The organism is Geodermatophilus nigrescens, from assembly GCF_900129495.1.
Taxonomy (GTDB): Bacteria; Actinomycetota; Actinomycetes; order Mycobacteriales; family Geodermatophilaceae; genus Geodermatophilus; species Geodermatophilus nigrescens.
In genome coordinates this window covers 309,568-334,314 of sequence record NZ_FQVX01000002.1, presented here as the reverse complement: position 1 = coordinate 334,314, position 24,747 = coordinate 309,568, and the positions used below count along the sequence as shown (strand labels likewise).

Genomic DNA, 24,747 nt, shown 5'->3' with positions numbered 1-24,747 from the left:
TGGTTGGCTGGGCCCCCACCTGCGAGAAGGGTCCGAGATGTCGCTCCTGTCCAGCTTCGCCGAGGCACTGGCCTCCGGCTCCCTCGAGGTCGTCGACCTCACCGCGCCGCTGTCGTCGACGACGCCGGTCATCCAGCTGCCGCCGCCGTTCGCGCAGACGGCGCGGTTCGAGCTGGAGGAGCTCAGCCGCTACGACGACCGCGGCCCGGCCTGGTACTGGAACAACTTCCGCACGGGCGAGCACACCGGCACCCACTTCGACGCGCCCAACCACTGGGTCACCGGCCGCGACGGCGACGACGTCGCCTCGGTGCCGGTGCGCCGGCTCGTGGGCCCCGCCGCCGTCCTGGACTTCTCCGACCGGGTGGCGCAGGACCCCGACTTCCTCCTCGAGGTCGAGCACGTGCGCGAGTGGGAGGCGGCTCACGGGCCGCTGCCCGAGGGCGGCTGGCTGCTGTACCGCACCGGCTGGGACACCCGGGCCTTCTCGCAGGAGGACTTCCTCAACGCCGACGAGAGCGGCCCGCACACCCCCGGGATCTCGCCCGGCTGCGCCCGGTGGCTGGCCGAGGAGGCGCCGGTGATCGGCCTTGGGGTGGAGACCGTCGGCACCGACGCCGGCGCCGCGCACTCCTTCGACCCGCCGTTCCCCTGCCACGCGGCCCTCATGGGCAGCGGCAAGTACGGGCTGACGCAGCTGCAGAACCTCGACCGGCTGCCGCCGACCGGGGCGCTGCTGGTGGCCGCACCGCTCCCGATCGTCTCGGGGTCCGGCTCGCCGGCGCGGGTGCTGGCCCTGGTCGAGCGCGGGTGAACGTCGCCCAGGCGGTCGGGGAGACGCTCGTCCGCTGCGGCGTCGGCACGGTCGTCGGCGTGGTGGGGTCGGGCAACTTCCACGCCACCAATGCGATGGTCGCGGCCGGCGCCCGCTACGTCGCGGCCCGGCACGAGGGCGGCGCGGCCACGATGGCCGACGCGTACGCCCGGATGAGCGGCACCGTGGCGGCGGTGAGCCTGCACCAGGGCTGCGGGCTCACCAACGCGCTGACCGGCATCACCGAGGCGGCCAAGAGCCGAACCCCGCTGGTGGTGGTGACGGCGGAGGCGACCTCGCCGCGGTCGAACTTCGCCGTCGACCAGACCGCGCTCGCCGAGGCGGTCGGGGCGGTGCCGATGCGGGTGACCGCGGCGCGGGACGCGATCGCGGTGGCGACCCGGGCGTTCGCCACCGCGCGGGACGACCGCCGCGTCGTCGTGCTCAACCTGCCGCTGGACGTGCAGGCCGAGGAGGCCCCCGACGGGCCCGGGACCGCGCCGGAGGTCCCGGCCGTGCCCGCGCCGGCACCGGCGGACGTCGCGGCCCTGGCCGCGGCCCTCGGGCGGGCCCGGCGCCCGGTCTTCGTCGCCGGCCGCGGCGCGCGCGGGTACCGGGCCGAGCTGGCCGAGCTGGCCGGCCGGTGCGGCGCCCTGCTCGCCACGTCGGCGGTGGCCCGCGGGCTGTTCCGCGGCGACCCGTGGGACCTCGACGTCTCCGGCGGCTTCGCCACCCCGGTCGCCGCCGAGCTGATCGCCGGGGCCGACCTCGTCGTCGGCTGGGGCTGCGCGCTGAACATGTGGACCACGCGCCACGGCCGGCTGATCGCCGACGGCGCCGTCGTCGTCCAGGTGGACCTCGAGGCCGGGGCGCTCGGGGCGCAGCGCCCGGTCGACCTCGGGGTCGTCGGCGACGTCGGGGCGGTGGCCCGGGCGGTGGGCGCCGCCGTCGACGGCGGGGCGGCCGGCTACCGCACCGACGACGTGCGCCGGGCGCTGGGCGCGCGCCGCCGCTGGCGCGACGAGCCCTACGACGACGCCGGTGGCGACGGGCTGGTCGACCCGCGGACGCTCACCGCCGCCTTGGACGACCTGCTGCCGGCCGAGCGCGTCGTCGCCGTCGACTCCGGCAACTTCATGGGCTACCCGAGCATGTTCCTCGACGTCCCCGACGAGCGCGGGTTCTGCTTCACCCAGGCGTTCCAGTCGGTGGGGCTGGGCCTGGCCACCGCGATCGGCGCGGCGCTGGCCCGGCCCGACCGGCTGCCGGTCGCCGCCCTCGGCGACGGCGGCGCGCTCATGGGCGCCTCGGAGCTGGAGACCGTCGTCCGGCTCGGCCTGCCCATGGTCGTCGTCGTGTACGACGACGCCGGCTACGGCGCCGAGGTCCACCACTTCGGGCCCGACGGGCACCCGCTGGACACCGTGCGGTTCCCCGAGACCGACTTCGCGGCGATCGCCCGCGGCCACGGGTTCGCGGCGGTGACCGTCCGGGAGGCCGGCGACCTGGCCGGGGTGGGGGAGTGGCTCGCCGGGCCGCGGGACACCCCGCTGCTCGTCGACGCGAAGGTGGCCCGGGACCGGCCGTCGTGGTGGCTGGAGGAGGCCTTCCGCGGCCACTGACCCCGCCGTCAGGCCGGGAGGGGCTCCGGCCGGGGGGAGCGCTGCGCCGCCGCGGCGGAGGCCAGCGCGCTGCCGAGCACGACGGCGGCGGCGAGGGCGGGCAGCGCCAGCGCGGCCTGCGCGCCGAACCGCTCGACGACGCCGCCGGTGAGCGCCGACGCGGTGGCCTGCCCGACGACGACCGCCGAGCCGAGCATCGTCATCGTGGTGGTCGACCGGCCGGCCGGGCTCAGCTGCGCGGCGAGGCTGTACTGGCTGACCAGGGTGGGGCCGACGCCGAGGCCGAGCACCGCCAGCGCGGCGAGCAGCACGGGCACCGAGTCCGCGGAGGCGTAGAGCAGCGTGCCGGCCAGCAGCAGCCCGCCGAAGACGATCCACCGGGCGCGCAGCGAGAAGCGCGCCGGCAGGGCGGCGGAGCCGAGCGCCAGCGCCGCCGAGCCGATGCCCATGACGCCGTAGAGCAGGCCGGCGCGGTCGCCGTCGCCGTCGGCGGCGAGGAAGCCGGTGAGCGAGGTGAGCGTCGCGCCGAAGAACAGGCCGATGCCGAGCGCGCCGGCGACGACGGTGACCAGCGGGACGCGGGCCAGCTCGCGGGCGGGCGCCGGGGCGACCGCCGTCTCCCGCGCGGCGTCGTCGACCCGGCCGGTGGGGTGCAGCGCGAACCAGGTCACGAACACCAGCGTCAGCACCGCCGCGGCGGTGACGGCCAGCGACGGCGCCACCGCGGTGGCCAGCAGGCCGACGACGAAGGGCCCGACGATGAAGACCACCTCGTCGGCCGCGGACTCGTAGGCCATCGTGCCGGTGAGCACCTTCTCGCGGCGGCTCGCGGCGACGGCCCGCCGGATGATGGCGACGAGGCGGGTGCGCGACATCGGCGCGACCTGCGGCGCGGAGACGCCGATCAGCACGGCGAGCGCGAGGACGGCGGCGTCCGGGGCGCTGCCGCCGACGACCGGCGGGAGGGCCGCGAGCAGGGCCGCGTTGACCACCCCGACCGGGACGAGCACGCGGCGCTGCCCGAGGCGGTCGGCGGCCGCGCCCAGCAGCGGGCCGGCCAGCGCGGTGCCGAGGCCGGCGACGGCGGAGGTGAGGCCGCCGAGGACGACCGAGCCGCGCTCGGCGACGACCAGGGTGAGCAGGCCGACGGTGATCATCGCGAACGGCAGCCGGGCGGCGAACGCGACGGGGAAGTAGGAGACGCCGGCGTGCTGGAGCAGCGCGCTGCCGGGACGGCGGGTGTGGAACATGACCTCTGCTGGGGTGTTCGAGCGCGCCGCCTTGCTCGAACAGCAGGTAGTTGCACGGGTTCCCGGGGGAACCGCACGAGCATACCCGCCGGCCCGCGCGGGCCGGTCAGAAGACCGCGTAGCCGCCGTCGACGAGGACCGTGGTGCCGGTCTGGTAGCTGGACGCGTCGGCGGCGAGGTAGACGGCGATGCCCCCGAACTCCTCGGGCCGGCCCCAGCGGCCCATCGGCACGCGGGAGATGACCCGGTCGGTGAACACCTGCGAGGACTGGGCCGCGGCGGTCATGTCGGTGGCCGTCCACCCGGGCAGGACGCCGTTGACGCGGATGCCGTGCCGGGCCAGCTCCACGGCGGCCGACCGCACGAACGCCGTCAGCCCCGCCTTGCTCGCGCCGTAGGCGTGGTTGCGGGCGGTGCCGCTGATGGCGGCGAGGCTGGCCACCGCGATGACCGACCCGCCGGTGCCCTGCTCCACCATCGCCCGGGCGGTCTCGCGCAGCGTCCAGAAGGCGCCGTCGAGGTTGGTGGCCATGACGGTCCGGTAGTCGGCGGCCGTCGTCTCGACCAGGGGCGTGAGCGGGACACCGAGGCCGGCGTTGACCACGACGACGTCGAGGCCGCCGAGCAGCGCCACCGTCTCCCGCACGCCCGCGGCGACGGCCGCCTCGTCGGAGACGTCGACCTGCTGGGCGTGCGCCACGGCGCCGTCGGCGGCGAGTGCGTCGGCCGCGGCGCGCACCCGCTCGGCCCGCCGTCCCCACAGCGCCACCGACGCCCCGTGGCCGGCGAGCGCCCGGGCCATGGCCAGCCCGATGCCGGACCCGCCCCCGGTGACGAGCGCGCGGCGGCCGGTTAGGTCGAACAGGGCGCTCACGCGAGCCGCCGCCGGACGACGGCGACCTGCTCCGGGGAGCCGATGAGCGCGCCGATCTCGTCCTGCTCGGCCTGCAGCCCCTCGGCCAGTGGCACCCGGCCGGCGAGGTCGAGCAGCCGCTTGGTGGCCCGGGTGGCGCTGCGGCTGTGCCCGGCGATCCCCGCGGCGAGGGCCTGCGCCTCGGCGAGCGGGTCGGCCGCCTCCCGGGTGGCCAGGCCCAGCCGCGCCGCCTCGCTGCCGCTCACCCGGCGCCCGGTGAGTGCCAGCTCCTTGGCGACGTCGCGGCCGACCAGCTCGGGCAGGATCTGGGTGCCGCACATGTCGGGCACCAGGCCCCACTGCACCTCCATGACCGACAGCTGCGCGTCGGGGGCGACGAGGCGGATGTCGGCGCCGAGCGCGACCTGCAGGCCGCCGCCGAAGGCGAACCCGTGCACGGCGGCGATCACCGGGGCGGGCACCAGCGACCAGACGTGCACGGCCTGCTGGCCCAGCGCCCGGGCGGCGCCGAGCGGCTCGCGGGGGACGACGACCCGGCTGCCGTCGGCCATCGCGGCGAAGGAGGCGAGGTCCAGGCCGGCGCAGAACGCCCGGCCGGCGCCGGTGAGCACGACCGCGCCGACGTCGTCGCGGTCGACCAGCGCGGTTCCGGCGGCGACCAGCGCCTCGAACATCGCCGGGTCCAGGGCGTTGAGCTTCTCCGGCCGGTCCAGCCGGACCGTCGCCACGCCGTCGGTCACCTCGAGCGCCACCCGGCGCGAGACGTCGTCGTCCACCCGGCCTGTCTAGGGGCGGGGTGACACGGGTGTCAACGACGGAGGTCCTCTGCCGGCCGCGGCGGGCGGCCCCGGCGTCCTCGTCCCCGCGCCGGCCAGCCACCGCCGAACAGGGCGAGCAGCACCAGCACGGGCTGGAAGAAGAGGCGGACGAGCCGCGCCCGGTCGGTGTCGAGGCCGAAGGCGTCGGTGCCCTCGACGTACTGGGCGACGTTGCCCGGGAAGACCACCACGAGGAACGCCGCCAGCAGCGCTCCGACGAGCCGCCGCCTGCGGGGGAGCGCGACGAAGGCCGCCCCCAGGGCGATCTCGGCGACGCCGGAGACCACGACCGTCAGGTCCGGGTCGGCGGGGAACCAGCCCGGCATCTGCGCCTGGAACTCCTGCCGCAGGGTCGTCAGGTGGAGCACGCCCGCGCCGACCATCGCCGTCCCGAGCAGGAGGCGGACGGCGGTGCGGGCGGCGGAGGACATGCCCGCACGGTAGGCGGGCCTCCCGCGCCGGTCCCTCGTCGGCGGGGCCCCGCGCGGCTGGCAGCCTGGGGCGGTGCGCGCGGTGGTGATCGACTCGGTCCGGGCCCGGCCTCTCGTCCGGGAGGTGCCCGGACCCGCGGCCCCGCCCGGCGGCGTGGTGCTGCGGGTGACGGCCACCGGGGTGTGCCGCAGCGACTGGCACGCCTGGGCGGGGCACGACGACGACGTGGTGTTCCCGCACGTGCCGGGCCACGAGCTCGCCGGCGTCGTGGCCGAGGTCGGGACCGGCGTCACCCGCTGGCGCGCCGGCGACCGGGTGACCGTCCCGTTCGTCTGCGGCTGCGGGCGCTGCGCGTGGTGCCTCGCCGGGGAGGCCCAGGTCTGCCCGGACCAGCAGCAGCCGGGGTTCACGCACTGGGGCTCCTTCGCCGAGCACGTGGCCCTGCACGCAGCCGACGCCAACCTGGTGCGCATCCCGGACGCCGTCGACGACACCGCCGCGGCCGCGCTGGGGTGCCGGTTCGCCACCGCCTACCGCGCCCTGGTCGGCCGCGCGCGGGTCCGCGCGGGGGAGTGGGTCACCGTGGTGGGCGCCGGCGGGGTGGGGCTGAGCGCCGTCATGGTCGCCCGCGCGCTGGGGGCGCGGGTGGTGGCGGTGGACCGCAACCCCGGGGCCCTCGCCGTGGCCGCCGACCTGGGCGCCGAGCACACGGTGCCCGCCGACGGCCGCGACGTCCCGGCGGCCGTCGCGGACCTGACCGGCGGCGGGAGCGCCGTCGCCGTCGACGCGGTGGGCAGCGAGCAGACCTGCGCCGACTCGATCCTTAGCCTGCGCCGGCGGGGGCGGCACGTGCAGGTCGGGTTGCTGCCGCCGGTTGACGGGCACCCGCGGGTGCCGATGGCGCGGGCGATCGCCTGGGAACTGGACCTGCTGGGCAGCCACGGGATGGCCGCGGCGGACTACCCGGAGATGCTGGCGCTGGTCGAGCGCGGGGTGCTGCAGCCGCAGCGGCTGGTCGAGCGCACGATCGGCCTCGAGGAGGCGGCCGCGCTGCTGCCGGTGTTCGACCGGGCGACGGTCGCCGGCATGATCGTGGTCGACCCCGCCCGCTGACGCCGGCCGGCCCGGCCGGGTGGGTGCCCCGCGTGCCTCTCCCGCCCGGGCGGAGGTCAGGCTGGAGCCGTGATCGACGAACCGGGCCGCGCGTCCTCGCCGACGGACCCGTTCGTCCGGGTGCGCGGCGCCCGCGAGCACAACCTGCGCGACGTCGACGTCTCCGTGCCGCGGGACGCCCTGGTCGTCTTCACCGGCGTCTCCGGATCCGGGAAGTCCTCGTTGGCCTTCGGCACGATCTACGCGGAGGCGCAACGCCGGTACCTCGAGTCCGTGGCCCCGTACGCCCGGCGGCTCATCCACCAGGTCGGCGCACCCGCCGTCGACGAGATCACCGGACTGCCGCCGGCGGTGGCGCTGCAGCAGAGCCGGGGCACTCCCAGCAGCCGGTCGACCGTCGGCACCGTGACGACGCTGTCCAACTCGCTGCGGATGCTGTTCTCGCGCGCCGGCACCCACCCGCCGGGGTCGACCGGCCGGCTGGACTCCGACGCCTTCTCGCCCAACACCGCCGCGGGCGCCTGCCCCGAGTGCTCCGGTCTGGGCAGGGTGCACCTGGTGACCGAGGACAGCCTGGTCCCCGACGCATCGCTCAGCATCCGGGACGGCGCGATCGCCGCCTGGCCGGGGGCCTGGCACGGCAAGAACCTGCGCGACATCCTGGTCGAGCTCGGCCACGACATCGACCGGCCGTGGCGGGACCTGCCGCGAGCCGAGCGCGACTGGATCCTGTTCACCGACGAGCAGCCGGAGGTCACCGTGCGCCCCGTCCGCGGGGTGGGTCAGATCCAGCGCGACTACCAGGGCCGGTACACCGGCGCACGGGCCTACGTGCTGCACACCCTGGCCACCACCAAGAGCGCGACCATCCGGCAGCGGGTCCTGCGGTTCGTGCAGACGTCGACCTGCCCGGTCTGCTCGGGCAGCCGGCTGCGGCCCGAGTCCCTGGCCGTCACCGTCGGTGGCCGCAACATCGCCGAACTGGCCGCCCTGCCGCTGACCGCGCTCGTCGAGACGCTCCGCCGGGCACCGCAGGCGACCGACGTCGCGGCGCGGATCACGGCGGACCTCCTCGGCCGGATCGAGGTCCTCACCACGTTGGGCCTCGGCTACCTCAGCCTGGACCGCACGACCCCGACCCTGTCACCGGGCGAGCTGCAACGGCTGCGGATCGCGACCCAGCTGCGGTCGGGGCTGTTCGGCGTGGTGTACGTCCTGGACGAGCCGTCCGCGGGGCTGCACCCGGCCGACGCCGAACCGCTGCTGGAGGTCCTGGACCAGCTGGTCGCGGCCGGCAACTCGCTGTTCGTCATCGAGCACGACATGGCGCTGGCCCGCCGCGCCGACTGGATCGTCGACGTCGGGCCGCTGGCAGGGGAGCAGGGCGGCCGCGTCCTGTACAGCGGGCCCGTCGCCGGCCTGTCCCACGTCGAGACCTCGGTGACCCGGCGCTTCCTCGTCGACCGGGAGCCGCCGGTCGGGCGGCCGCGACGGCAGCCCACGGGGCACCTGCGGCTGGGTGGCATCGACCGGCACAACCTGCGCGACGTCGAGGCGGGGTTCCCGCTCGGGGTCCTCACCGCGGTCACCGGCGTCTCCGGCTCGGGCAAGTCGACGCTGGTCAGCCAGGTGCTGGCCGACGTCGTCTCCCGGCGGCTCGGCTTCCCCGCGACGGCCGGGGACGGCGCCGACGACGCCGGGAACGACCCGACCGCCGATGCGGACGAGCTCGTCCAGGACACCGCGGGGGTGACGGTGCAGGTCGAGGGGCCCGCGGCCGTCGACCGTCTGGTGCGCGTCGACCAGAGGGCCATCGGCCGGACCCCCCGGTCCAACCTGGCCACCTACACCGGGCTCTTCGACGCGGTGCGCAAGCTCTTCGCGGCCACCGAGGAGGCCCGCAGGCGCGGCTACGGCGCCGGGCGGTTCTCCTTCAACGTGGCCGAGGGGCGCTGCCCCACGTGCCAGGGCGAGGGCTTCGTGACCGTGGAGCTGCTCTTCCTCCCCGGGACGTACTCGCCCTGCCCGACCTGCCACGGTGCGCGGTACGACCCCGAGACGCTGGAGGTCACGCACCGCGGCAAGAACATCGCCGAGGTGCTCGACCTGACCGTCGACGCGGCCACGGAGTTCCTCGCCGACCTCGCGCCGGTGGCCAGGAGCCTGCGCGTGCTGCAGGAGGTCGGTCTGGGCTACCTGCGCCTCGGACAGCCGGCGACGGAGCTGTCCGGCGGCGAGGCGCAGCGGGTGAAGCTGGCCAGCGAGCTGCAACGGGCCCGGCGGGGGCACACGCTGTACGTCCTCGACGAGCCGACCACCGGGCTGCACCCCGCTGACGTGGAGCTGCTGGTGCGCCAGCTCCACCAGCTCGTCGACGCGGGCAACACCGTGGTGGTGGTGGAACACGACATGGACGTCGTCGCCGACGCCGACTGGGTCATCGACCTCGGGCCCGGTGCCGGTGACCAGGGCGGCAGGATCGTGGCCGCCGGCACGCCGGAACGGGTGGCTGCCGCGCCGGGGAGCCGGACCGCCCGCTTCCTCGCCCCTCGGCTACCGGTGGCGGAGGTCCCTCCGTCGTCGGGCCGCTCGGCGGTCCGGTGAGACGGCCTCCGGCCTGACCCGGCCGGTGACGACGGGGCCAGCCGGCCGGTGGCCGTCGACCTGTTCCGGGACGCGACGCCGAGCGAGAGGTCACGCGCGTGGCAGTCGCCCTGCCGGTCAGGGCGTCTCCGAGCGTGTCGGGCACACCGACGTCACCATCACGCTCACGGTCCACCCGCACGTGCACCCCGGCATGGTGCGAGGAACCGCCGACCGCTCCGTCGCGCCCCTCGACGGCTGACCGGACCGCGGAGCGTCAAGCCGGTGTCACGGGGCCTTCCCGCCCTCGGACATGGAAGCGCCCCGGGCTCCTGACCTGCAGGAACACCGGGGCGATGCTGTGTCCGAGGGGGGACTTGAACCCCCACGCCCGATAAAGGGCACTAGCACCTCAAGCTAGCGCGTCTGCCATTCCGCCACCCGGACGAGTGCGAGACAGAGACTACCCGACGGGTCCCGACCGCCCGCAGGGGCACCCCGTCGTGTCGGGGGCCGGACCCCCTCCCGCGGGGACGCCCACGCCCCTAGCCTGCCCGCCGTGCCCCCGCCGGACGCCCCGCCCACCTGGTCCGCGCGCCGTGCCACCGGGGCCGTCGTCCTCGGGGTCGGCGTCGCCGCCGGGGCCGCGGCGGTCACCCTGCTCTGGCGCCTCATGCGGTCGGTCACCGCCGTCGGCGGGTCGTGCGCCGACGGCGGCCCGTACGTCTCCGCCCAGCCCTGCCCCGACGGCACGGGCGCCACGATCGGCCTGCTGTTCGTCCTCGTGCCGCTGTTCCTCGGCGGCACCTGGTGGGGGGCCCTGCGCGCGCAGGCGCCGAACCCGGTCCTGCTCGGCTGGCCGGCGCTGTTCCTCACCCTCGGCTGGCAGTTCCTCCGCGACGGCGTCGACCCGCCCGCGGGCGCCGGCGACATCAGCCTCGGCTACCTGATCTGCGGCGTCGTCTTCGTGCTCATGGGCGCCGCGCCGCTGCTCCTCCTGCTGAGCGCCTGGCGCGGGTCCCGCCGCACCCGCCGCGCACAGGCCGGGCCGCCGCCCGTCGTCACGACCTTCCCGCACCTGCGGGACCACCGCCCGTCCCGGGGAAGCGCCGAGCCCGACCTGCCCGGCGGCGACGACCCCCGCGACCTCACCGGACGGCTCGAGCGCCTCGCCGCCCTGCACGCCTCCGGCGCGCTCACCGACGCCGAGTTCCGCGCGGCGAAGGCCGCCACCCTGGGCGAGGGGGCCGGCCGGTGACCCGCCGGGCGTGGTGGTGGGCGGGCTACGCCGTCTGCGCGGCGGCGGGTGTGCTCGGCGGCGACGCCCTGTTCGACCTGCTCGCCGGCTGAGCCGGGCCCGTAGGCTCGCGCGGGTGGAGCGAGGACCCGAGCAGGCGCAGTCCGAGGTCGCCGAGCTGCTCGGCGAGCTGATCCGGATCGACACCACCAACACCGGCGACACCTCGACCAGCGCCGGTGAGCGCGCGGCCGCGGAGTGGGTCGCGGGCAAGCTCGACGAGGTCGGCATCGGCTCGCAGATCCTGGAGTCCGAGCGGGGGCGGGCCAGCCTGGTCGCCCGCATCCCCGGGACCGACGGCAGCCGCCCGCCGCTGCTGGTGCACGGCCACCTCGACGTCGTCCCGGCCGACCCGGCCGAGTGGAGCGTGCACCCGTTCTCCGGCGAGGAGCGCGACGGCTACGTCTGGGGCCGGGGTGCGGTCGACATGAAGGACATGGACGCGATGGTCCTGGCGCTGGTGCGCGACTGGGCCCGCACCGGCGTGCGGCCGCCGCGCGACATCGTGCTCGCCTTCGTCGCCGACGAGGAGGCCGGCGGCAAGCTCGGCGCCCGCTGGCTGGTCGACGAGCACCCCGACCTGTTCGCCGACTGCACCGAGGCGATCAGCGAGGTCGGCGGGTTCTCCATCACCGTCCGCGACGACCTGCGCCTCTACCTCGTCCAGACCGCCGAGAAGGGCCTGGCCTGGATGCGGCTGACCGCCGGCGGGAAGCCCGGGCACGGCTCGTTCGTCCACGACGACAACGCCGTCATTCGACTGTGCCAGGCCGTCGCGCGGCTCGGCTCCACCCGGCTGCCCACCGTGCTCACGCCGCCGATGCGCCAGTTCCTCGCCGCCGTCGAGGACGCCTACGGCATCGAGATCGACCCGGACCAGCCGGAGGAGGCGCTCGCCCGGCTGGGCAGCATCAGCCGGATGATCGGCGCGGCGCTGCGCAACACCGCCAACCCCACGATGCTCGACGCCGGCTACAAGACCAACGTCATCCCCGGCACCGCCAGCGCCACCGTCGACGGCCGCTTCCTGCACGGGCAGGAGGAGGAGTTCGAGCGCCAGCTCGCGGGCCTGATCGGCGAGGGCATCCAGCGCGAGTGGATCGTCCACGACCAGGCCGTGGAGACGACGTTCGACGGCCCGCTCGTCGACCTCATGGTCTCCGCCCTCAAGGCCGAGGACGACGGCGCCCGCCCCGTCCCGTTCACCATGAGCGGCGGCACCGACGCCAAGAGCTTCGAGCGCCTCGGCATGCGCTGCTTCGGCTTCTCCCCGCTGCGGCTGCCCGCCGACCTCGACTTCGCCTCGCTCTTCCACGGCATCGACGAGCGGGTGCCGGTGGAGTCGCTGCGCTTCGGCGTCCGGGTGCTCGACCGGTTCCTGCGCGGCGCCTGACCCTCAGCAGGCCGCCCGCAGCGCCTCCAGCGCCGCGGCCACGGCGGGCACCCGCCGGGCGTCGGGCCGCACCAGGGTCTCCACCACCCGCCCGTCGACGTCGGGGAGGTCGACGGCGGCCACGCCCGGCTGCGCGCTGACCGCCAGGGCCCAGCTCGGCAGCAGCGCCACCCCGAGCCCGCGCGCGACCAGCCGCTGCACCACCACGTGGTCGTCGGTGGCGAACCGGACGTCGGGGGCGAACCCGGCCCGCCGCGCGCACCGCAGCAGGTGCCGGCGGCAGCGCGCGCAGCCGGCGATCCACGGCTCCTCCCGCAGGTCGGCCAGTGACGCCGGCACCGGCGACCCGGCCGGGACGACGGCCTGCACCGGGTGGCGGGTGAGCGGCTCGCGCAGCAGGTCGCCGGGGACGTCGTCGCCGTCGTCCTCGTGCCGGAAGACGACGGCGAGGTCGGCGGCGCCCTCGCGCACCGCGGCCTCGGCCTCCGGCGGTTCGAACTCGGCGAAGTGCACCTCCAGGGCGGGCGCCCGTTCGCGCAGCGCGGCCAGCGCCGGCGGCACGAGCACCGCGGCCGCGGTGGGGAAGGCGGCGATCCGCACCGTCCCGCCGGCCAGCCCGGTGAGCGCGGCCATGTCCTGCTCGGCGGCCGCCAGCCGGTCGGCGATCGCCTCGGCGTGCCGCAGCAGCCGCCGGCCGGCCTCGGTGAGCGCCACGCCGCGGCCCTCGCGCACCACGAGCGGCGTGCCGGTCTCGGCCTCCAGCCGCCTCACCTGCTGGCTCACCGCCGGCTGGGTCCAGCCCAGTGCCCGGGCGGCGCCGGACAGGGAGCCGGCGTGCGCGACCTCGCGGAAGACGAGCAGGCGGCGGGAGTCCACGGGCGACATCCAAGCAGCGCTTGGGTCCGGTGGTCGATCCCGCGGTCTGGTGGGGGAGGTCGCCGGCCGCCAGCCTGGGCGCATGAGGACGATCGGACTGCTCGGCGGGATGAGCTGGGAGTCGACGGCGCTGTACTACCGGGTGGCCAACGAGCTGGTCCGCGACCGGCTCGGCGGCCTGGCCAGCGCTTCGCTGCTGGTGCGCAGCCTCGACTTCCGCGCCGTGCGCGCCTGCCAGGTGGAGGACCGCTGGGACGACGCCGCGGCGCTGCTGGCCGCCGAGGCGCGGGCGCTGGAGGCGGCCGGCGCCGGCCTGGTGCTGCTGTGCACGAACTACATGCACAAGGTGGCCCCGGCGCTGGAGGCCGTGCTCACCGTCCCGTTCCTGCACATCGCCGACGCGGTGGCCGCCGCCGCCCCCGGGCCGGTGGTCGGCCTGCTCGGCGCCGCCGGCACCGTGCGCGAGCCCTTCTACCGGGACCGGCTGGCCGCGCACGGGCTGACCGTGCTCACCCCGCCGGACGACGACGTCGAGCGGGTCGACGCCGCGATCTTCGGCGAGCTGTGCCGCGGCGTGCTGTCCGACGGCACCCGGGCCGAACTGCGCGCGGTGGTGGCGCGGCTCGCCGACCGCGGCGCGCAGGCCATCGCGCTGAGCTGCACCGAGCTGGAGCTGCTGCTCGGTCCCGACGACTCCCCGGTGCCGCTGCTGCCCTCGGCCCGGCTGCACGTCACCGCCGCCGTCGACCGCGCGCTGGCGCTCCCGGCGGGCGTCCCGGGAGGCGTCGGAGGAGGCATCCGGGAGGGCATGGTGTGATGCCGGGGTGACCTCTCCCACACCTCCCGGCCCGGGTTCCGTCGCGCTGATCACCGGGGGCACCGGCGGCTTCGGCCGCGCCCTCACGACCAAGCTGCGCGACCGCGGCGTCACCGTCGTCGCCGCCGATCTCGACACCGAGCGCAACCGGGCGGTGGCGCAGGAGCTGGGCGCGTCCTTCGTCGCCCTCGACGTCGCCGACCGGGCGGCCAACGAGGCCGTCGTCGCGCAGGTGGAGGCCGAGCACGGCCGGCTCGACGCCGCCTACCTCAACGCCGGCATCTCCGCGGCCAAGAGCGACGACGCCCTCGACCTCGACGAGTTCATGCGCGTGGTGGAGATCGACCTGTTCGGCGTCGTCTACGGCGTGCAGGCCGCCCGCCCGGCGATCGCGCGCGCCGGCGGCGGCGCCATCGTGGTGACCGCCTCGCTCGCGGGTCTCTCGCCCATGGCCACCGACCCCGGCTACAGCGTCGCCAAGGGCGGGGCGATCGCCTTCGTCCGGTCGATGGCGCCGCGGCTGACCCGCGACGGCATCACCATCACCGCGATCTGCCCCGGCTTCGCCGACACCGCGATCATCGACCGCATCCGCCACGAGTTCGAGGCCGCGAGCTTCCCGGTGATCCCCGCCGCCGAGGTCGCCGACGCGATGGTCATGGCCTGGACCGACGGCGAGCCCGGCGCCGCCTACGTCATCCAGCCCGGCGTCGGCACGGTGCCCTACCGCTTCAAGGGCGTGCCCAGCGCCAAGACGCCGACCGGCGAGACCGCCGTCGTCCCGGAGGCCCTCCGGCCGCCGTCGATGCGGTGACCGGGCGCATGCGCGCCTGGCGGGTGCACGAGCTCGGCGAGCCCGCCGACGTCCTGCGGCTGGAGGACGTCGAGCGGCCGGTGCCGGGCGAGGGGCAGCTGCTGGTCCGCGTCCGCGCCGCCGCCGTGAACTTCCCCGACGTCCTCATGGCGCAGGGGAGGTACCAGGAGCGCCCGCCGCTGCCGTACACGGCGGGCATGGAGCTGTGCGGGGAGACCGACGACGGACGGCGGGTGATCGGACCGCCGGCCGGCGGCCCGGGCGCCTTCGCGGAGTACGCGCTCATGGACGCCCGCGACGCCCTGCCGGTGCCCGACGCGCTGTCGGACGAGAAGGCCGCGGCGATGTGGATCACCTACCAGACGGGGCACGTCGGCCTGCACCACCGCGCGCACCTGCAGCCGGGGGAGGTGCTCCTCGTGCACGCCGGCGCGGGCGGCGTCGGGTCCGCGGCGATCCAGCTCGGCAAGGCCGCCGGGGCCACGGTCATCGCCACCGCGGGCGGCGCGCACAAGGCCGAGGTGTGCCGCGAGCTCGGCGCCGACCACGTGGTCGACTACACCGCCGAGGACTTCGTGGCGGTGGTCAAGGAGCTCACCGGCGGCGCGGGCGCCGACGTCGTCTACGACCCGGTGGGCGGCGACGTGTTCGACCGGTCGCGGCGCTGCATCGCCTTCGAGGGACGGCTGCTGGTCGTCGGGTTCACCAGCGGCCGCATCCCCGAGGCGCCGGCCAACCACGCGCTGGTCAAGAACTACAGCGTCGTCGGCCTGCACTGGGCGCTGTACCGGCGGAGGGCCCCGGCGGTCGTCGCCCGCGCGCACGACGAGCTGGTGCGGCTCGTCGGCGAGGGCGCCGTCGACCCGCTGATCGGGCAGGTGCTGCCGCTGGAGGAGGCGCCGCGGGCGCTCGCCGCCATCGCCTCCCGCGGCACGGTCGGCAAGGTGGTGCTGGTGCCCTGAGGGCTCAGGTGACCGGCATCGGCAGGTAGGACAGCCGCGCGCGGCGCCGCAGCACGGCCTGGCGGGTGCCGTCGGCGTGCAGCTGCAGGCGCGCGAGCTCCCACCCGCCGACGTCGGCCTGGAGGCTCAGCATGGTCGCCGCTGCGGAACGGGACGTGCCCGGCGGGATCCGCAGCGGCGCGTACTCCCAGTCGGCGACCGCGCTCACCCGACCGATGTTGCCACGCCGACACCTGCCGGTCACCAGCTCGCCGCCGGGGCTGCCGCTCCGGGTGGCGCGCGGCAGGATGGGCGGCGACCCACCCGGAACCGAGGAGGACCCGTGACCGACCCCGGCAGCGCCAGCGACGCCGACCGCGCCGAGCAGGAGGCCCTCCTCGAGCCGGCGGGCCCCGCGGGGGCGGGCGACGCCGGACCGGTGGGCGACGTCGACGCGAACGAGGCCGACGCGCTCGAGCAGCAGCTGGCCACCGCGCCCGGTCAGGCGGGCAGCCCCCGTTCGGTGGGCGACCTCGACGCCAACGAGGCCGACGTGCTCGAGCAGGAGGCCGACGTCCCCTACGACGACGACGACCGCGTCTGACGGCGTCCGTTCCCCGCCGCGCCGACCTGTCGGTGCCGCCCGGTAGACCCCGGTCATGACGATCGTGGTGACCACGCCCACCGGGAACGTCGGCGCGCACGTGACCCGGCTGCTCGTGCAGGCCGGCGTCCGCCCGCGCGTGCTGCTGCGCGACCCCGCCCGCCTGCCTGAGGGCCTGCGGCCGCTGGTCGACGCCGTCCCCACCGACCTCGCCGAGCCCGGCGCCCTGCTGCGCGGCACCGAGGGCGCCACCGCGCTGTACCTGGTCGTGCCGCCCACCGGCGCCGACGACCCGGTGGCCGCGGCCGCCGCGCTGGGGGAGGAGGCCGCCCGCGCGGTCCGCGAGCACGGGATCGGGCGCACGGTCTTCCAGAGCAGCGTCGGCGCCGAGCTGCGCGGCGGGGCGGGCGACATCGACGGCCTCGCCCGCGTCGAGGAGGCGCTGGACGCCACCGGCGCGACCGTCCTGCACCTGCGCTGCGGCTACTTCACCACCAACCTGCTCATGGACGTCGACGCGCTGCGCGACGGAGGAGTGCTGACGACGCCGTTCCCGCTCGACCGGCCGATGCCCTGGGTCGACCCGCGCGACGTCGCCGAGGTCGCCGCCGCCCGCCTGCTCGCCGACGGCTGGACCGGACGGCAGGTGCAGGCCGTGCACGGCCCGGCCGACCTCACCTGGACCGAGGTGGCAGCGGTCGTCGGCGCGGCGGTCGGCCGGGAGGTCCGCGCCGAGCACGTCTCCGCCGACGACCTTCGCGGGATGCTGCTCGGCGCCGGGCTGACGCCCCGGCAGGCCGACGCCGTCGTCGGGATGTCGCAGGGCCTGTCCGGCGGGTTCGTCCCCGAGCAACCGCGCACCGCGCTCACCACCACGCCCGGCACCCTCGCCGGCTGGGCGCACGCGCACCTGCGCCCGCTGCTCGCCGGCTGACCGGGCCGGGCGGCGCCGGGCACCCGTCATGATCGTCGGGTGCCCCTCGCCCTCGTGCTGCTCCTGCTCGTCGCGCTCGCCCTGCCGCTGCTGGCCTGGTCGCTGGCCGGGCGCCGGTTCTGGGCCGACCTGCGCGGGCCGGCCGGCCGCGACCTGCGCGCCGAGGTGGTGGCCCGCCACCGGCTCGCCCCGGCCGACGCCGACGTGGTGCAGCAGGCGGTGACCCGCGGCCGGCCCGCGCCGGCGCCGCTGCGCCCGGCCGCCGCCGACTGGGCCGGCAGCACCCTGGCCACCGTCGACGAGCAGCACGCCCGCCACGCCGGCCGCGACCGCGCCGCCGCCGTCGTCCTGGCGCTGGCCGGGCTGTGCGTGCTGGCCGGCGTCGTCCTCGCGCTGGTGCTCGACGCCGGGCCCGTGTCGTTCCTGCTCCTGCTGCTGGCGGCCGGCGCGGTGGGCAACGTGGCGCTGCTCCCGCTGCTCGTGCGGCGCAACCTCCGGCGCGCGGTGGCGGCGAACTCCCGCGGGTGACGACTGTCCACGCGGGTGCGGATGTGGTTAGGCTGCCCTAACTCGACCCGAGGGGGAGCCATGACCACCACGCACGGTCCGCAGGCGCCGTCCGTCGCCGCCGCTCCCGAGCGCGCCCGCACGGTGGCCACCCGCGCCGCGGCCGCCGTGTGCGTGGCCGGCCGCGACCCGAGCCGCCCGATCGCGCACGCCACCACCGCCGCCGGGCAGGTGCTCGTCCTCGTGCCGGGCGACGGCGAGGTCGCCGCGGCGCTCGAGGCCGCCCCCGACCGCGACGTCAGCGCGCTGCTCATGGTCAGCGACCGGGCGCCGGTGCCGCTACGCGACCCGGTGCGCGCGACCCTGTGGCTCTCGGGCTGGCTGACCCCCGTCCCCGAGGCCGACCGGCGCGCGGCCGCCGTCGCCTTCGCCGACGTGCGCCCCGAGGAGGCGCTGCTCGACGTCGGCGGCGCGGCCACCCTGCTGCGGCTCGACCTCGCCGAGGTGGTGCTGCGCGAGGGCGGCGGGTGCGCCGAGATCTCGCCCGCCGACTACGCCGCGGCGCGCCCCGACCCGGTGGCCGCCGTCGAGGACCGGATGCTGCGCCACCTCGACGTCGACCACCCGGAGGTGCTGGCCCTGCTCGGCAGCGCCGTCGCCCGCAGCGGCGTGCCGGTCGCGGCGGGGGAGCGGGTGCGGCCGCTGGGCCTCGACCGCTTCGGCTACCGGCTGCGCATCGAGGGCGCGTCCGGGCACCGCGACGTCCGGGTGCCCTTCCCCCGTCCGCTCACCTGCGCCGGGCAGGTGCAACCGGCCACCGCGCAGCTCCTCTGCGCGCTGCGGGCGGGCCTGGTCCGCCGCGACTGAGGGGCCAAAAGCGCTACAAAGGCCCCTCAGGCGCCGAGGTTCTCCTGGAGCAGCGGGGCCAGGCGGGTGCGGCGCGGGCGGACGTCGACCTCCCGCACCGCCCGGGCCAGCGCCGCGCCGGAGGCGTGCACGATCGACAGGTGCGACTGCGCGCGGGTGAGCGCGGTGTAGACCAGCGGCCGCGACAGCATCCCGCCGGCCTCCGGCGGCAGCACCACGACGACGCCCGGCCACTCCGACCCCTGCGCCCGGTGCACCGTGATCGCCCAGCCGTGCTTGAGGTCGGGCAGCGCGTCGCCGGTGACGGTGACCGGGCCGGAGGAGAAGTCGACGGTCAGCGAGCCCTCGCCGGTGCCGGTGACCACGCCGACCTCGCCGTTGGCGAACCCGATCGGCTCGAGGTCGAGGTGGTTGGCGGTGGCCACGACGCGGTCGCCGACGTCGAAGCCGAGCACCGTGCCGTCGCCGGGGTTGAGCCGCTCCTTGAGGGCGCGGTTCAGCTCGATCGTGCCGGCCGGCCCGCGGTGCACCGGCGTCACCACCTGCACGTTGCGCGGGTCGATGCCCAGCGCGCGGGGGATCGAGTCGGTGACCAGCTGCACCACCCGCCGGGCCGCCTCGCCGCTGCCCGACGCCGGCACCACGACGACCTCGCGGTCGGGGGAGTCGACCGGCGGCAGCTCGCCGGTGCGCACCGCCGAGGCCAGCCGGGCGATCGCGCCGCCCTCGGCCTGCCGGTACAGCGTCGTCAGCTCGGTGACCGGGACGACGCCGGAGTCGATGAGGTCGCCGAGCACGTGGCCCGGCCCGATCGAGGGCAGCTGCGCCGGGTCGCCCACCAGCAGCAGGTGCGTGCCGTCGGGGCAGGCCTCCAGCAGCGCGGCGGTGAGCTCGACGTCGAGCATCGAGGCCTCGTCGACCACCACCACGTCGGCGTCGAGCGGCCACTCCTCGTTGCGGGCGAACCCGCCGCCGAAGCCCTGCGCCTGCAGCAGCCGGTGCACCGTCACCGCCGGGTGGTCGGTGAGCTCCTCGAGCCGCTTGGCCGCGCGCCCGGTGGGGGCGGCCAGCGCCACCTCGGTCCCCTTGGCCCGCAGCAGCCGGACGACGGCGGCCACGGTGCGGCTCTTGCCGGTGCCCGGGCCGCCGGTGAGCAGCGAGACGCCGGCGCCGAGCACCTGCGCCACGGCCTGCTTCTGCGCCTCGTCGAGGCCCTTGCTCACCGAGCGGACGGCGGCCGGGTCGGCGATCCGCTCGGCGGTGGCCGCCAGCCGCGCCACGCCCTCGGCCACGGCCTCCTCGGCCATGCCGAAGCGGCTCAGCGACAGCATCCGCAGCGCGGGGTCGGGCTCCGGCGGCTCAGCGTCAGGATCACCGTCGGAGTCCTCGTCCCACTCGGGCTCCGGCGGCTCGTGGTCGAGCACGTCGCCGCTCTCGACCGCCGCGACGATCGCCGCCGCCGGGTCGGCCACGCCCTCGGCCCGCAGCGAGGCGACGACGAGGTCGGCCGGCAGCACGGTGTGCCCGTCGCGCGACGCCGTCCGCAGGGTCATGACGACGATCGCCCGGCCGCGGCGGGAGTCCTGCCGGTCGGCGCCGGGCAGCAGCGAGATCGCCAGCCGGTCGGCGTCGTGCAGCTTGACCCCGTGCAGGCCCAGCAGCGCCCACGGGTCGTCGCGCAGCCGGCGGGCCGCGTCGTCGCCCAGCGCGTCGGCGGCCGAGGACGCGAGCTTGGCGTCCAGGCCGGCCTTCACCAGAAGCTCCACGACGGAGTAGGTGGGCTGCGCGGACAGGAACGAGGAGAACAGCCGCTCGGCGCGCTGCTTGCCGACCCGCGGCATCTTCAGCAGCTTCGCCGCGGTGACGTCGTCGGGGGAGGTGATGCCGGCGCCGGGCAGCTCGGCCACCGCGCGCTTGCCGAGGCCCGGCCACAGGCCGGCGGTGCAGAACGCGCCGAAGACGGGGTCGGGCCAGGCAGGGGCGGCGGGGGCGGCGTTGGTCGCGGAGGAGGTCACCGGGCGGCTCGCTGGTCGGGGTAGGAGAAGTGCGGCGCCGAGACGTCCTCGAGCGCGGTACGGATGGCGGCGGGCAGCCGGACGGCGTCGGCGTCGAGGGACTCCTGCAGCTGCGCGGCGGTGCGGGCACCCACCACGGGGGCGACGACGCCCGGCCGGTCGCGCACCCAGGCCAGCGCCACCGCCAGCGGAGTGGTGCCCAGACCGTCGGCGGCGGTGACCACGGCCTCCACGATGCGGTCGGCGGTGGCCGAGCGCAGGTCGTCGATGAAGCCGGCCCACTGCGGGGAGGCGCCGCGGGAGCCCTCCGGCGTCGCCGTGCGGTATTTGCCGGTGAGCAGCCCCCGGCCCAGCGGCGACCACGGCAGCACGCCCAGGCCCAGTGCCTCGGCGGCCGGCACCACCTCCCGCTCCACGCCGCGCTGCAGCAGCGAGTACTCGACCTGCGTGCTCACCAGCGGCGAGCGGCCCGGCCAGGCGCGCTGCCAGGTGGCGGCCTGCGCGGTCTGCCAGCCGGTGTAGTTGCTCACCCCGACGTAGCGGACCCGCCCCGAGGCGACGGCGGCGTCGCAGGCTGCGAGCGTCTCCTCCAGCGGCGTGACGTCGTCCCAGGCGTGCAGCTGCCACAGGTCGACGTGGTCGACGCCGAGGCGGCGCAGCGACCCGTCGAGGGCGGCGAGCAGGTGCCCGCGGGAGGCGCCGCGGCCGAGCGGGCCCGGGCCGGTGCGGCCGACGGCCTTGGTGGCCAGCAGCACCTCCGACCGCGGCACGACGTCGGACAGCAGCCGGCCCAGCAGGCGCTCGCTGTCGCCGTCGCAGTAGACGTCGGCCGTGTCGACCAGGGTGCCGCCGGCGTCGACGAAGGCGGTGAGCTGCATCGCGGCCTCGTCCTCGTCGGTGTCCCGGCCCCAGGTCATGGTGCCCAGCGCGAGCCGGGAGACGACCAGGCCGCTGCGCCCCAGCGCCCGTTGTTCCACGACCGGCCAACCTACCGCCGGACACCGACAGCGGCCGGGGGCGCACGGGGTGTCGCGGGCGTGTGGCGGAGCGCTCGCGGGTCGCAGCCCGGGCCCGGAGGGGGCCGGACCTAGGCTGTCCTCCCGTGCCGCCGCTTCCCTCCGCCGCCCGCCGTCCCTCCGGATCCCGGGGCTAGCGGCCGTGGGGTGGTTCGAGGCGATCGTCCTGGGGCTGGTGCAGGGGCTCACGGAGTTCCTGCCGATCTCCTCCAGCGCGCACCTGCGCGTCGTCGGCGAGGCCGCCGGCTGGGGCGACCCGGGCGCGGCGTTCACCGCGATCACGCAGATCGGCACCGAGGCCGCGGTGCTCCTCTACTTCCGCAGGGACATCGCGCGGATCGTCGTCGCCTGGGTCAAGGCGCTGTTCGACCGGTCGCTGCGCAGCGACCCCGACGCCCGCATGGGCTGGCTGATCATCGTCGGCAGCATCCCGATCGTCGTCCTCGGCCTGCTGTTCCAGGACGACATCGAGACGACGTTCCGCGACCTGCGGATCGTCGCGATCATGCTGGTCGCCTTCTCCCTCGTCCTCTACGCGGCCGACCGGGTGGGCCGCAAGCAGCGGGAGCTGCGCCAGCTCACCGTCCGCGACGGGCTGCTGTTCGGTCTCGCCCAGGCCATGGCGCTCGTGCCCGGCGTCTCCCGCTCCGGCGGCACGATCACCATGGGCCTGTTCCTCGGCTACACCCGCGCCGCGGCCGCCCGGTACTCGTTCCTGCTGGCCATCCCGGCGGTGCTCGGCTCGGGCTTCTTCCAGGTCTACGAGACGCTGACCGGCGACGTCGCCGGGGAGACGATCTCCTGGGGGCCGACGCTGCTCGCCACGGTCATCGCCTTCGGCGTCGGCCTGTCGGTGATCGCCTGGCTGCTGCGCTACCTCGACCGCGGCACCTTCACGCCGTTCGTCGTCTACCGGGTGGTGCTGGGCCTCGCGCTGCTCGCGCTGGTCGGCGCCGGGGTGCTGGCCGCCAACTGAGGGGACGGCGTCGTCCGCGGGGCCCGCCTAGTCTCGGCGCCGTGACCACCGTCATCCTCCTCCGGCACGGCCGGACGACGGCCAACGCCGGCGGCGTCCTCGCCGGCTGGAGCCCCGGCGTCGAGCTGGACGAGACCGGGCGGTCGCAGGCGGCCGCCGTCGCCCAGCGGCTCGCGCCCGTGCCGCTCGCGGCGGTGGTCAGCAGCCCGCTCGAGCGCTGCCGGCAGACCGCCGGCGCGGTGCTCGACGGGCGCGACGCCGAACTGCAGACCGACGACCGGCTCGGCGAGGCCCGCTACGGCGACTGGACCGGGCGCCCGCTCAAGGAGCTGGTCAAGGAGCCGCTGTGGAAGGTCGTGCAGCAGCACCCCTCCGCCGCGGTGTTCCCCGGCCCCGAGGGCGAGGGCCTGGCGCAGACCCAGGCCCGCGCGGTGGCCGCCGTCCGCGAGTGGAACGCCCGCCTCGGCCCCGACGCCGTGTGGCTGGCCTGCTCGCACGGCGACGTCATCAAGGCCGTCCTCGCCGACGCGCTCGGCCTGCACCTGGACGCCTTCCAGCGCATCGTCGTCGACCCGGCGTCGATCTCGGTGGTCACCTACACCGAGACCCGGCCCTTCGTCGTGCGGATGAACGACACCGGCGGCGACGTCGCCGCGCTCGTCCCGCCGAAGAAGCGGCCCCGGCGGCGGAAGGGGCGGGACTCCGACGCCGTCGTGGGCGGCGGCGCGGGCGCGGCGTCCTCCTGACTCCGGCGCCGCCGTCCGTACCGCCGCGTAACCTGGCACCGTGCCGCGCCAGGTCTTCCGTTTCGAGCGTCCGACCCGGTTCGTCGCCGGCACGGTGGGCCAGCCGGGGGACCGCACGTTCTTCCTGCAGGCCTCCGACGACGACGGCCGGGTGGTGAGCGTCGCCCTGGAGAAGTCGCAGGTGCAGGTGCTCGCCGAGCGCATGGACGAGCTGCTCGACGAGATCGCCACGCGCCCGGGCACCGTGGTGCCGGCGGCCGCCGACGTCGACGACCTCGAGCCGCTCACCGCGCCCGTCGACGAGGAGTTCCGCGTCGCGGCCATGGGCCTGGCGTGGGACGGCGAGGCGCAGGCCGTCGTCGTGGAGGCCGTCGCCGCCACCGACGAGCCGGTCGACGAGGAGGCGATCCTCTCCGACGCCGAGGAGGGCCCCGACGCGCTGCGCGTGACGATCACCCCCGGCGCCGCCCGCTCGTTCGTCGCCCGCGCCCGCCGCGTCGTCGCCGCCGGCCGGCCCTCGTGCCCGCTGTGCTCGCTGCCGCTGGACCCGACCGGGCACGTCTGCCCCCGGCAGAACGGCTACCGCCGCTGACCGCCGGCCCGCTGCGATGAGCGAGCAGCCCGCGGGGGAGCTGCGCGCGCCGGCCACCGACGCCGAGACGCGCGCGCTGCTGCTCGAGGGGGAGATCGACCTCGAGGGCCGGATGCTCGACGCCAGCAACGTGACGCTGGTGGGCACCATCCGCACGCCCGAGCTCGAGGCCGAGTGCGTGTACAAGCCGGTCGCCGGCGAGCGCCCGCTGTGGGACTTCCCCGACGGCACGCTGGCCGGGCGCGAGGTGTCCGCGGCGCTGGTCTCGGAGGCCACCGGCTGGGACGTCGTGCCGCCCACCGTGCTGCGCGAGGGCCCGTTCGGCCCCGGCATGGTGCAGCTGTGGATCGACGGCGACCCCGACGTCGACCTGGTCGCGTTCGTCCGCTCGAACGACCCGGGGCTGCGGCGCATGGCGGTGTTCGACGCGGTGGTGAACAACGCCGACCGCAAGGGCGGGCACATCATCCCGACGACGTCGGGGCACGTGTACGGCGTCGACCACGGGATCTGCTTCTCGCCGGACCCGAAGCTGCGCACGCTGCTGTGGCGCTGGGCCGGCAAGCCGCTGCCCCTGGAGGCGCTGGCGGTGCTGGAGCGGCTCGCCGACGACCTGCGCGGCGACCTCGGCGAGGCCCTGCACGAGCACCTGACCCGGCGTGAGGTCCGGTGCACGCAGCAGCGGGTGGCCGAGCTGCTGCGCACGCAGCTGCACCCCGAGCCGTCGGGGGAGTGGCCGGCCCTGCCCTGGCCGCCGTTCTGAGCTGAGCCGGCGCTCGCGGCGGACCGCTGGACCCGGGTGGCCCGCAACCGGCGCCGGAGCGGGCCGCCGGGGTACGAGCGTGT

The 24,747-nt window shown here is 76.6% G+C and carries 25 protein-coding genes and 1 tRNA gene; 17 read left to right on the top strand and 9 right to left on the bottom strand.

Annotation, left to right across the window (positions count from 1 at the left end; all coding sequences use genetic code 11):
- The first annotated feature begins 37 nt into the window (after nucleotides 1-37).
- A complete protein-coding gene (locus BUE37_RS09130; protein ID WP_073419907.1) occupies nucleotides 38-814 on the top strand; it encodes a cyclase family protein in 777 nt (258 codons plus the stop codon).
- Nucleotides 811-2,436: a thiamine pyrophosphate-binding protein gene (locus BUE37_RS09125; RefSeq protein WP_073419906.1), complete on the top strand. Its 1,626-nt coding sequence runs from the start codon at nucleotides 811-813 to the stop codon at nucleotides 2,434-2,436. The genes BUE37_RS09130 and BUE37_RS09125 overlap by 4 nt, the downstream gene beginning before the upstream one ends.
- An 8-nt stretch (nucleotides 2,437-2,444) precedes the next feature.
- On the opposite strand, the gene BUE37_RS09120 is transcribed toward BUE37_RS09125, so the two are convergent.
- From BUE37_RS09120 to BUE37_RS09105, 4 genes are all read right to left on the bottom strand, one after another.
- Complete coding sequence (locus tag BUE37_RS09120) at nucleotides 2,445-3,686, bottom strand: MFS transporter (protein ID WP_073419905.1); 1,242 nt, start codon at nucleotides 3,684-3,686, stop codon at nucleotides 2,445-2,447.
- Nucleotides 3,687-3,792: 106 nt separating this feature from the next.
- A complete protein-coding gene (locus BUE37_RS09115) occupies nucleotides 3,793-4,560 on the bottom strand; it encodes an SDR family NAD(P)-dependent oxidoreductase (RefSeq protein WP_217651197.1) in 768 nt (255 codons plus the stop codon).
- Nucleotides 4,557-5,336: a crotonase/enoyl-CoA hydratase family protein gene (locus tag BUE37_RS09110; RefSeq protein WP_217651196.1), complete on the bottom strand. Its 780-nt coding sequence runs from the start codon at nucleotides 5,334-5,336 to the stop codon at nucleotides 4,557-4,559. The genes BUE37_RS09115 and BUE37_RS09110 overlap by 4 nt, the downstream gene beginning before the upstream one ends.
- Nucleotides 5,337-5,368: 32 nt before the next feature.
- Nucleotides 5,369-5,809, bottom strand: coding sequence for a DoxX family protein (locus BUE37_RS09105; RefSeq protein ID WP_073419904.1), 441 nt, complete (start codon nucleotides 5,807-5,809; stop codon nucleotides 5,369-5,371).
- Between the two features lie 124 nt (nucleotides 5,810-5,933).
- On the opposite strand from BUE37_RS09105, the gene BUE37_RS09100 reads away from it, so the two are divergent.
- Both BUE37_RS09100 and BUE37_RS09095 read left to right on the top strand, forming a co-directional pair.
- A complete protein-coding gene (locus BUE37_RS09100) occupies nucleotides 5,934-6,923 on the top strand; it encodes a zinc-binding dehydrogenase (protein WP_245794455.1) in 990 nt (329 codons plus the stop codon).
- A 69-nt stretch (nucleotides 6,924-6,992) separates the two neighbouring features.
- Complete coding sequence (locus tag BUE37_RS09095) at nucleotides 6,993-9,527, top strand: excinuclease ABC subunit UvrA (RefSeq protein WP_073419902.1); 2,535 nt, start codon at nucleotides 6,993-6,995, stop codon at nucleotides 9,525-9,527.
- A 341-nt stretch (nucleotides 9,528-9,868) separates the two neighbouring features.
- On the opposite strand, the gene BUE37_RS09090 is transcribed toward BUE37_RS09095, so the two are convergent.
- A tRNA-Leu gene (locus BUE37_RS09090) sits at nucleotides 9,869-9,953 on the bottom strand.
- Between the two features lie 112 nt (nucleotides 9,954-10,065).
- Between BUE37_RS09090 and BUE37_RS09085 the strand changes: the two genes are divergently transcribed.
- Together BUE37_RS09085 and BUE37_RS09080 are read left to right on the top strand one after the other, a co-directional pair.
- Entirely contained in the window at nucleotides 10,066-10,764 is a 699-nt protein-coding gene (locus BUE37_RS09085; protein WP_073419901.1) for an SHOCT domain-containing protein, read from the top strand.
- A gap of 115 nt (nucleotides 10,765-10,879) precedes the next feature.
- Nucleotides 10,880-12,196, top strand: a complete 1,317-nt coding sequence (locus tag BUE37_RS09080; RefSeq protein WP_073419900.1) for a M20/M25/M40 family metallo-hydrolase — start codon at nucleotides 10,880-10,882, stop codon at nucleotides 12,194-12,196.
- A gap of 3 nt (nucleotides 12,197-12,199) precedes the next feature.
- On the opposite strand, the gene BUE37_RS09075 is transcribed toward BUE37_RS09080, so the two are convergent.
- The gene (locus tag BUE37_RS09075) at nucleotides 12,200-13,072 is read right to left on the bottom strand and encodes a LysR family transcriptional regulator (RefSeq protein WP_083628508.1); all 873 of its coding nucleotides are present in this window, start codon (nucleotides 13,070-13,072) and stop codon (nucleotides 12,200-12,202) included.
- Nucleotides 13,073-13,154: 82 nt separating this feature from the next.
- Between BUE37_RS09075 and BUE37_RS09070 the strand changes: the two genes are divergently transcribed.
- Genes BUE37_RS09070 through BUE37_RS09060 form a run of 3 tightly spaced genes read left to right on the top strand, consistent with a single transcriptional unit; the run spans nucleotide 13,155 to nucleotide 15,665 of the window.
- Nucleotides 13,155-13,889: an aspartate/glutamate racemase family protein gene (locus tag BUE37_RS09070; RefSeq protein WP_073419898.1), complete on the top strand. Its 735-nt coding sequence runs from the start codon at nucleotides 13,155-13,157 to the stop codon at nucleotides 13,887-13,889.
- Between the two features lie 7 nt (nucleotides 13,890-13,896).
- Nucleotides 13,897-14,703 (top strand): SDR family oxidoreductase, encoded by an 807-nt coding sequence (locus tag BUE37_RS09065; protein WP_073419897.1) that lies wholly within the window; start codon nucleotides 13,897-13,899, stop codon nucleotides 14,701-14,703.
- Complete coding sequence (locus tag BUE37_RS09060) at nucleotides 14,700-15,665, top strand: NADPH:quinone oxidoreductase family protein (protein WP_245794453.1); 966 nt, start codon at nucleotides 14,700-14,702, stop codon at nucleotides 15,663-15,665. Before BUE37_RS09065 ends, BUE37_RS09060 begins: the two co-directional genes overlap by 4 nt.
- A 4-nt stretch (nucleotides 15,666-15,669) precedes the next feature.
- Here the strand turns inward: BUE37_RS09060 and BUE37_RS09055 are convergent, their stop codons facing one another.
- A complete protein-coding gene (locus tag BUE37_RS09055) occupies nucleotides 15,670-15,873 on the bottom strand; it encodes a DUF5703 family protein (protein ID WP_073419896.1) in 204 nt (67 codons plus the stop codon).
- A 114-nt stretch (nucleotides 15,874-15,987) separates the two neighbouring features.
- Between BUE37_RS09055 and BUE37_RS09050 the strand changes: the two genes are divergently transcribed.
- From BUE37_RS09050 to BUE37_RS09035, 4 genes are read left to right on the top strand one after another with little or no spacing between them, the layout of a single operon-like run.
- Complete coding sequence (locus tag BUE37_RS09050; RefSeq protein WP_073419895.1) at nucleotides 15,988-16,248, top strand: hypothetical protein; 261 nt, start codon at nucleotides 15,988-15,990, stop codon at nucleotides 16,246-16,248.
- A gap of 55 nt (nucleotides 16,249-16,303) precedes the next feature.
- The gene (locus tag BUE37_RS09045; RefSeq protein ID WP_073419894.1) at nucleotides 16,304-17,182 is read left to right on the top strand and encodes an NmrA family NAD(P)-binding protein; all 879 of its coding nucleotides are present in this window, start codon (nucleotides 16,304-16,306) and stop codon (nucleotides 17,180-17,182) included.
- A 39-nt stretch (nucleotides 17,183-17,221) separates the two neighbouring features.
- Nucleotides 17,222-17,710, top strand: a complete 489-nt coding sequence (locus tag BUE37_RS09040; RefSeq protein ID WP_073419893.1) for a hypothetical protein — start codon at nucleotides 17,222-17,224, stop codon at nucleotides 17,708-17,710.
- Nucleotides 17,711-17,770: 60 nt separating this feature from the next.
- Entirely contained in the window at nucleotides 17,771-18,556 is a 786-nt protein-coding gene (locus tag BUE37_RS09035) for a DUF2470 domain-containing protein (RefSeq protein WP_073419892.1), read from the top strand.
- A 26-nt stretch (nucleotides 18,557-18,582) separates the two neighbouring features.
- On the opposite strand, the gene BUE37_RS09030 is transcribed toward BUE37_RS09035, so the two are convergent.
- Nucleotides 18,583-20,571 (bottom strand): AAA family ATPase, encoded by a 1,989-nt coding sequence (locus BUE37_RS09030; RefSeq protein WP_073419891.1) that lies wholly within the window; start codon nucleotides 20,569-20,571, stop codon nucleotides 18,583-18,585.
- Nucleotides 20,568-21,548 carry an aldo/keto reductase gene (locus BUE37_RS09025; RefSeq protein ID WP_073419890.1) on the bottom strand — a complete coding sequence of 327 codons (981 nt, stop codon included), beginning with the start codon at nucleotides 21,546-21,548 and terminating at the stop codon, nucleotides 20,568-20,570. Before BUE37_RS09025 ends, BUE37_RS09030 begins: the two co-directional genes overlap by 4 nt.
- Before the next feature lie 181 nt (nucleotides 21,549-21,729).
- Here BUE37_RS09025 and BUE37_RS09020 point away from each other — a divergent pair, with 181 nt between their 5' ends.
- The 4 genes from BUE37_RS09020 to BUE37_RS09005 are packed head-to-tail and all read left to right on the top strand — an operon-like array spanning nucleotide 21,730 to nucleotide 24,664.
- Complete coding sequence (locus tag BUE37_RS09020; RefSeq protein WP_073419889.1) at nucleotides 21,730-22,563, top strand: undecaprenyl-diphosphate phosphatase; 834 nt, start codon at nucleotides 21,730-21,732, stop codon at nucleotides 22,561-22,563.
- Between the two features lie 41 nt (nucleotides 22,564-22,604).
- A complete protein-coding gene (locus BUE37_RS09015; protein WP_073419888.1) occupies nucleotides 22,605-23,309 on the top strand; it encodes a histidine phosphatase family protein in 705 nt (234 codons plus the stop codon).
- 40 nt (nucleotides 23,310-23,349) lie between these two features.
- On the top strand, nucleotides 23,350-23,901 hold the full coding sequence (locus tag BUE37_RS09010) for a DUF3090 family protein (RefSeq protein ID WP_073419887.1): 552 nt from the start codon (nucleotides 23,350-23,352) through the stop codon (nucleotides 23,899-23,901).
- Between the two features lie 16 nt (nucleotides 23,902-23,917).
- Nucleotides 23,918-24,664: an SCO1664 family protein gene (locus BUE37_RS09005; protein ID WP_073419886.1), complete on the top strand. Its 747-nt coding sequence runs from the start codon at nucleotides 23,918-23,920 to the stop codon at nucleotides 24,662-24,664.
- The last annotated feature ends 83 nt before the right edge of the window (nucleotides 24,665-24,747 follow it).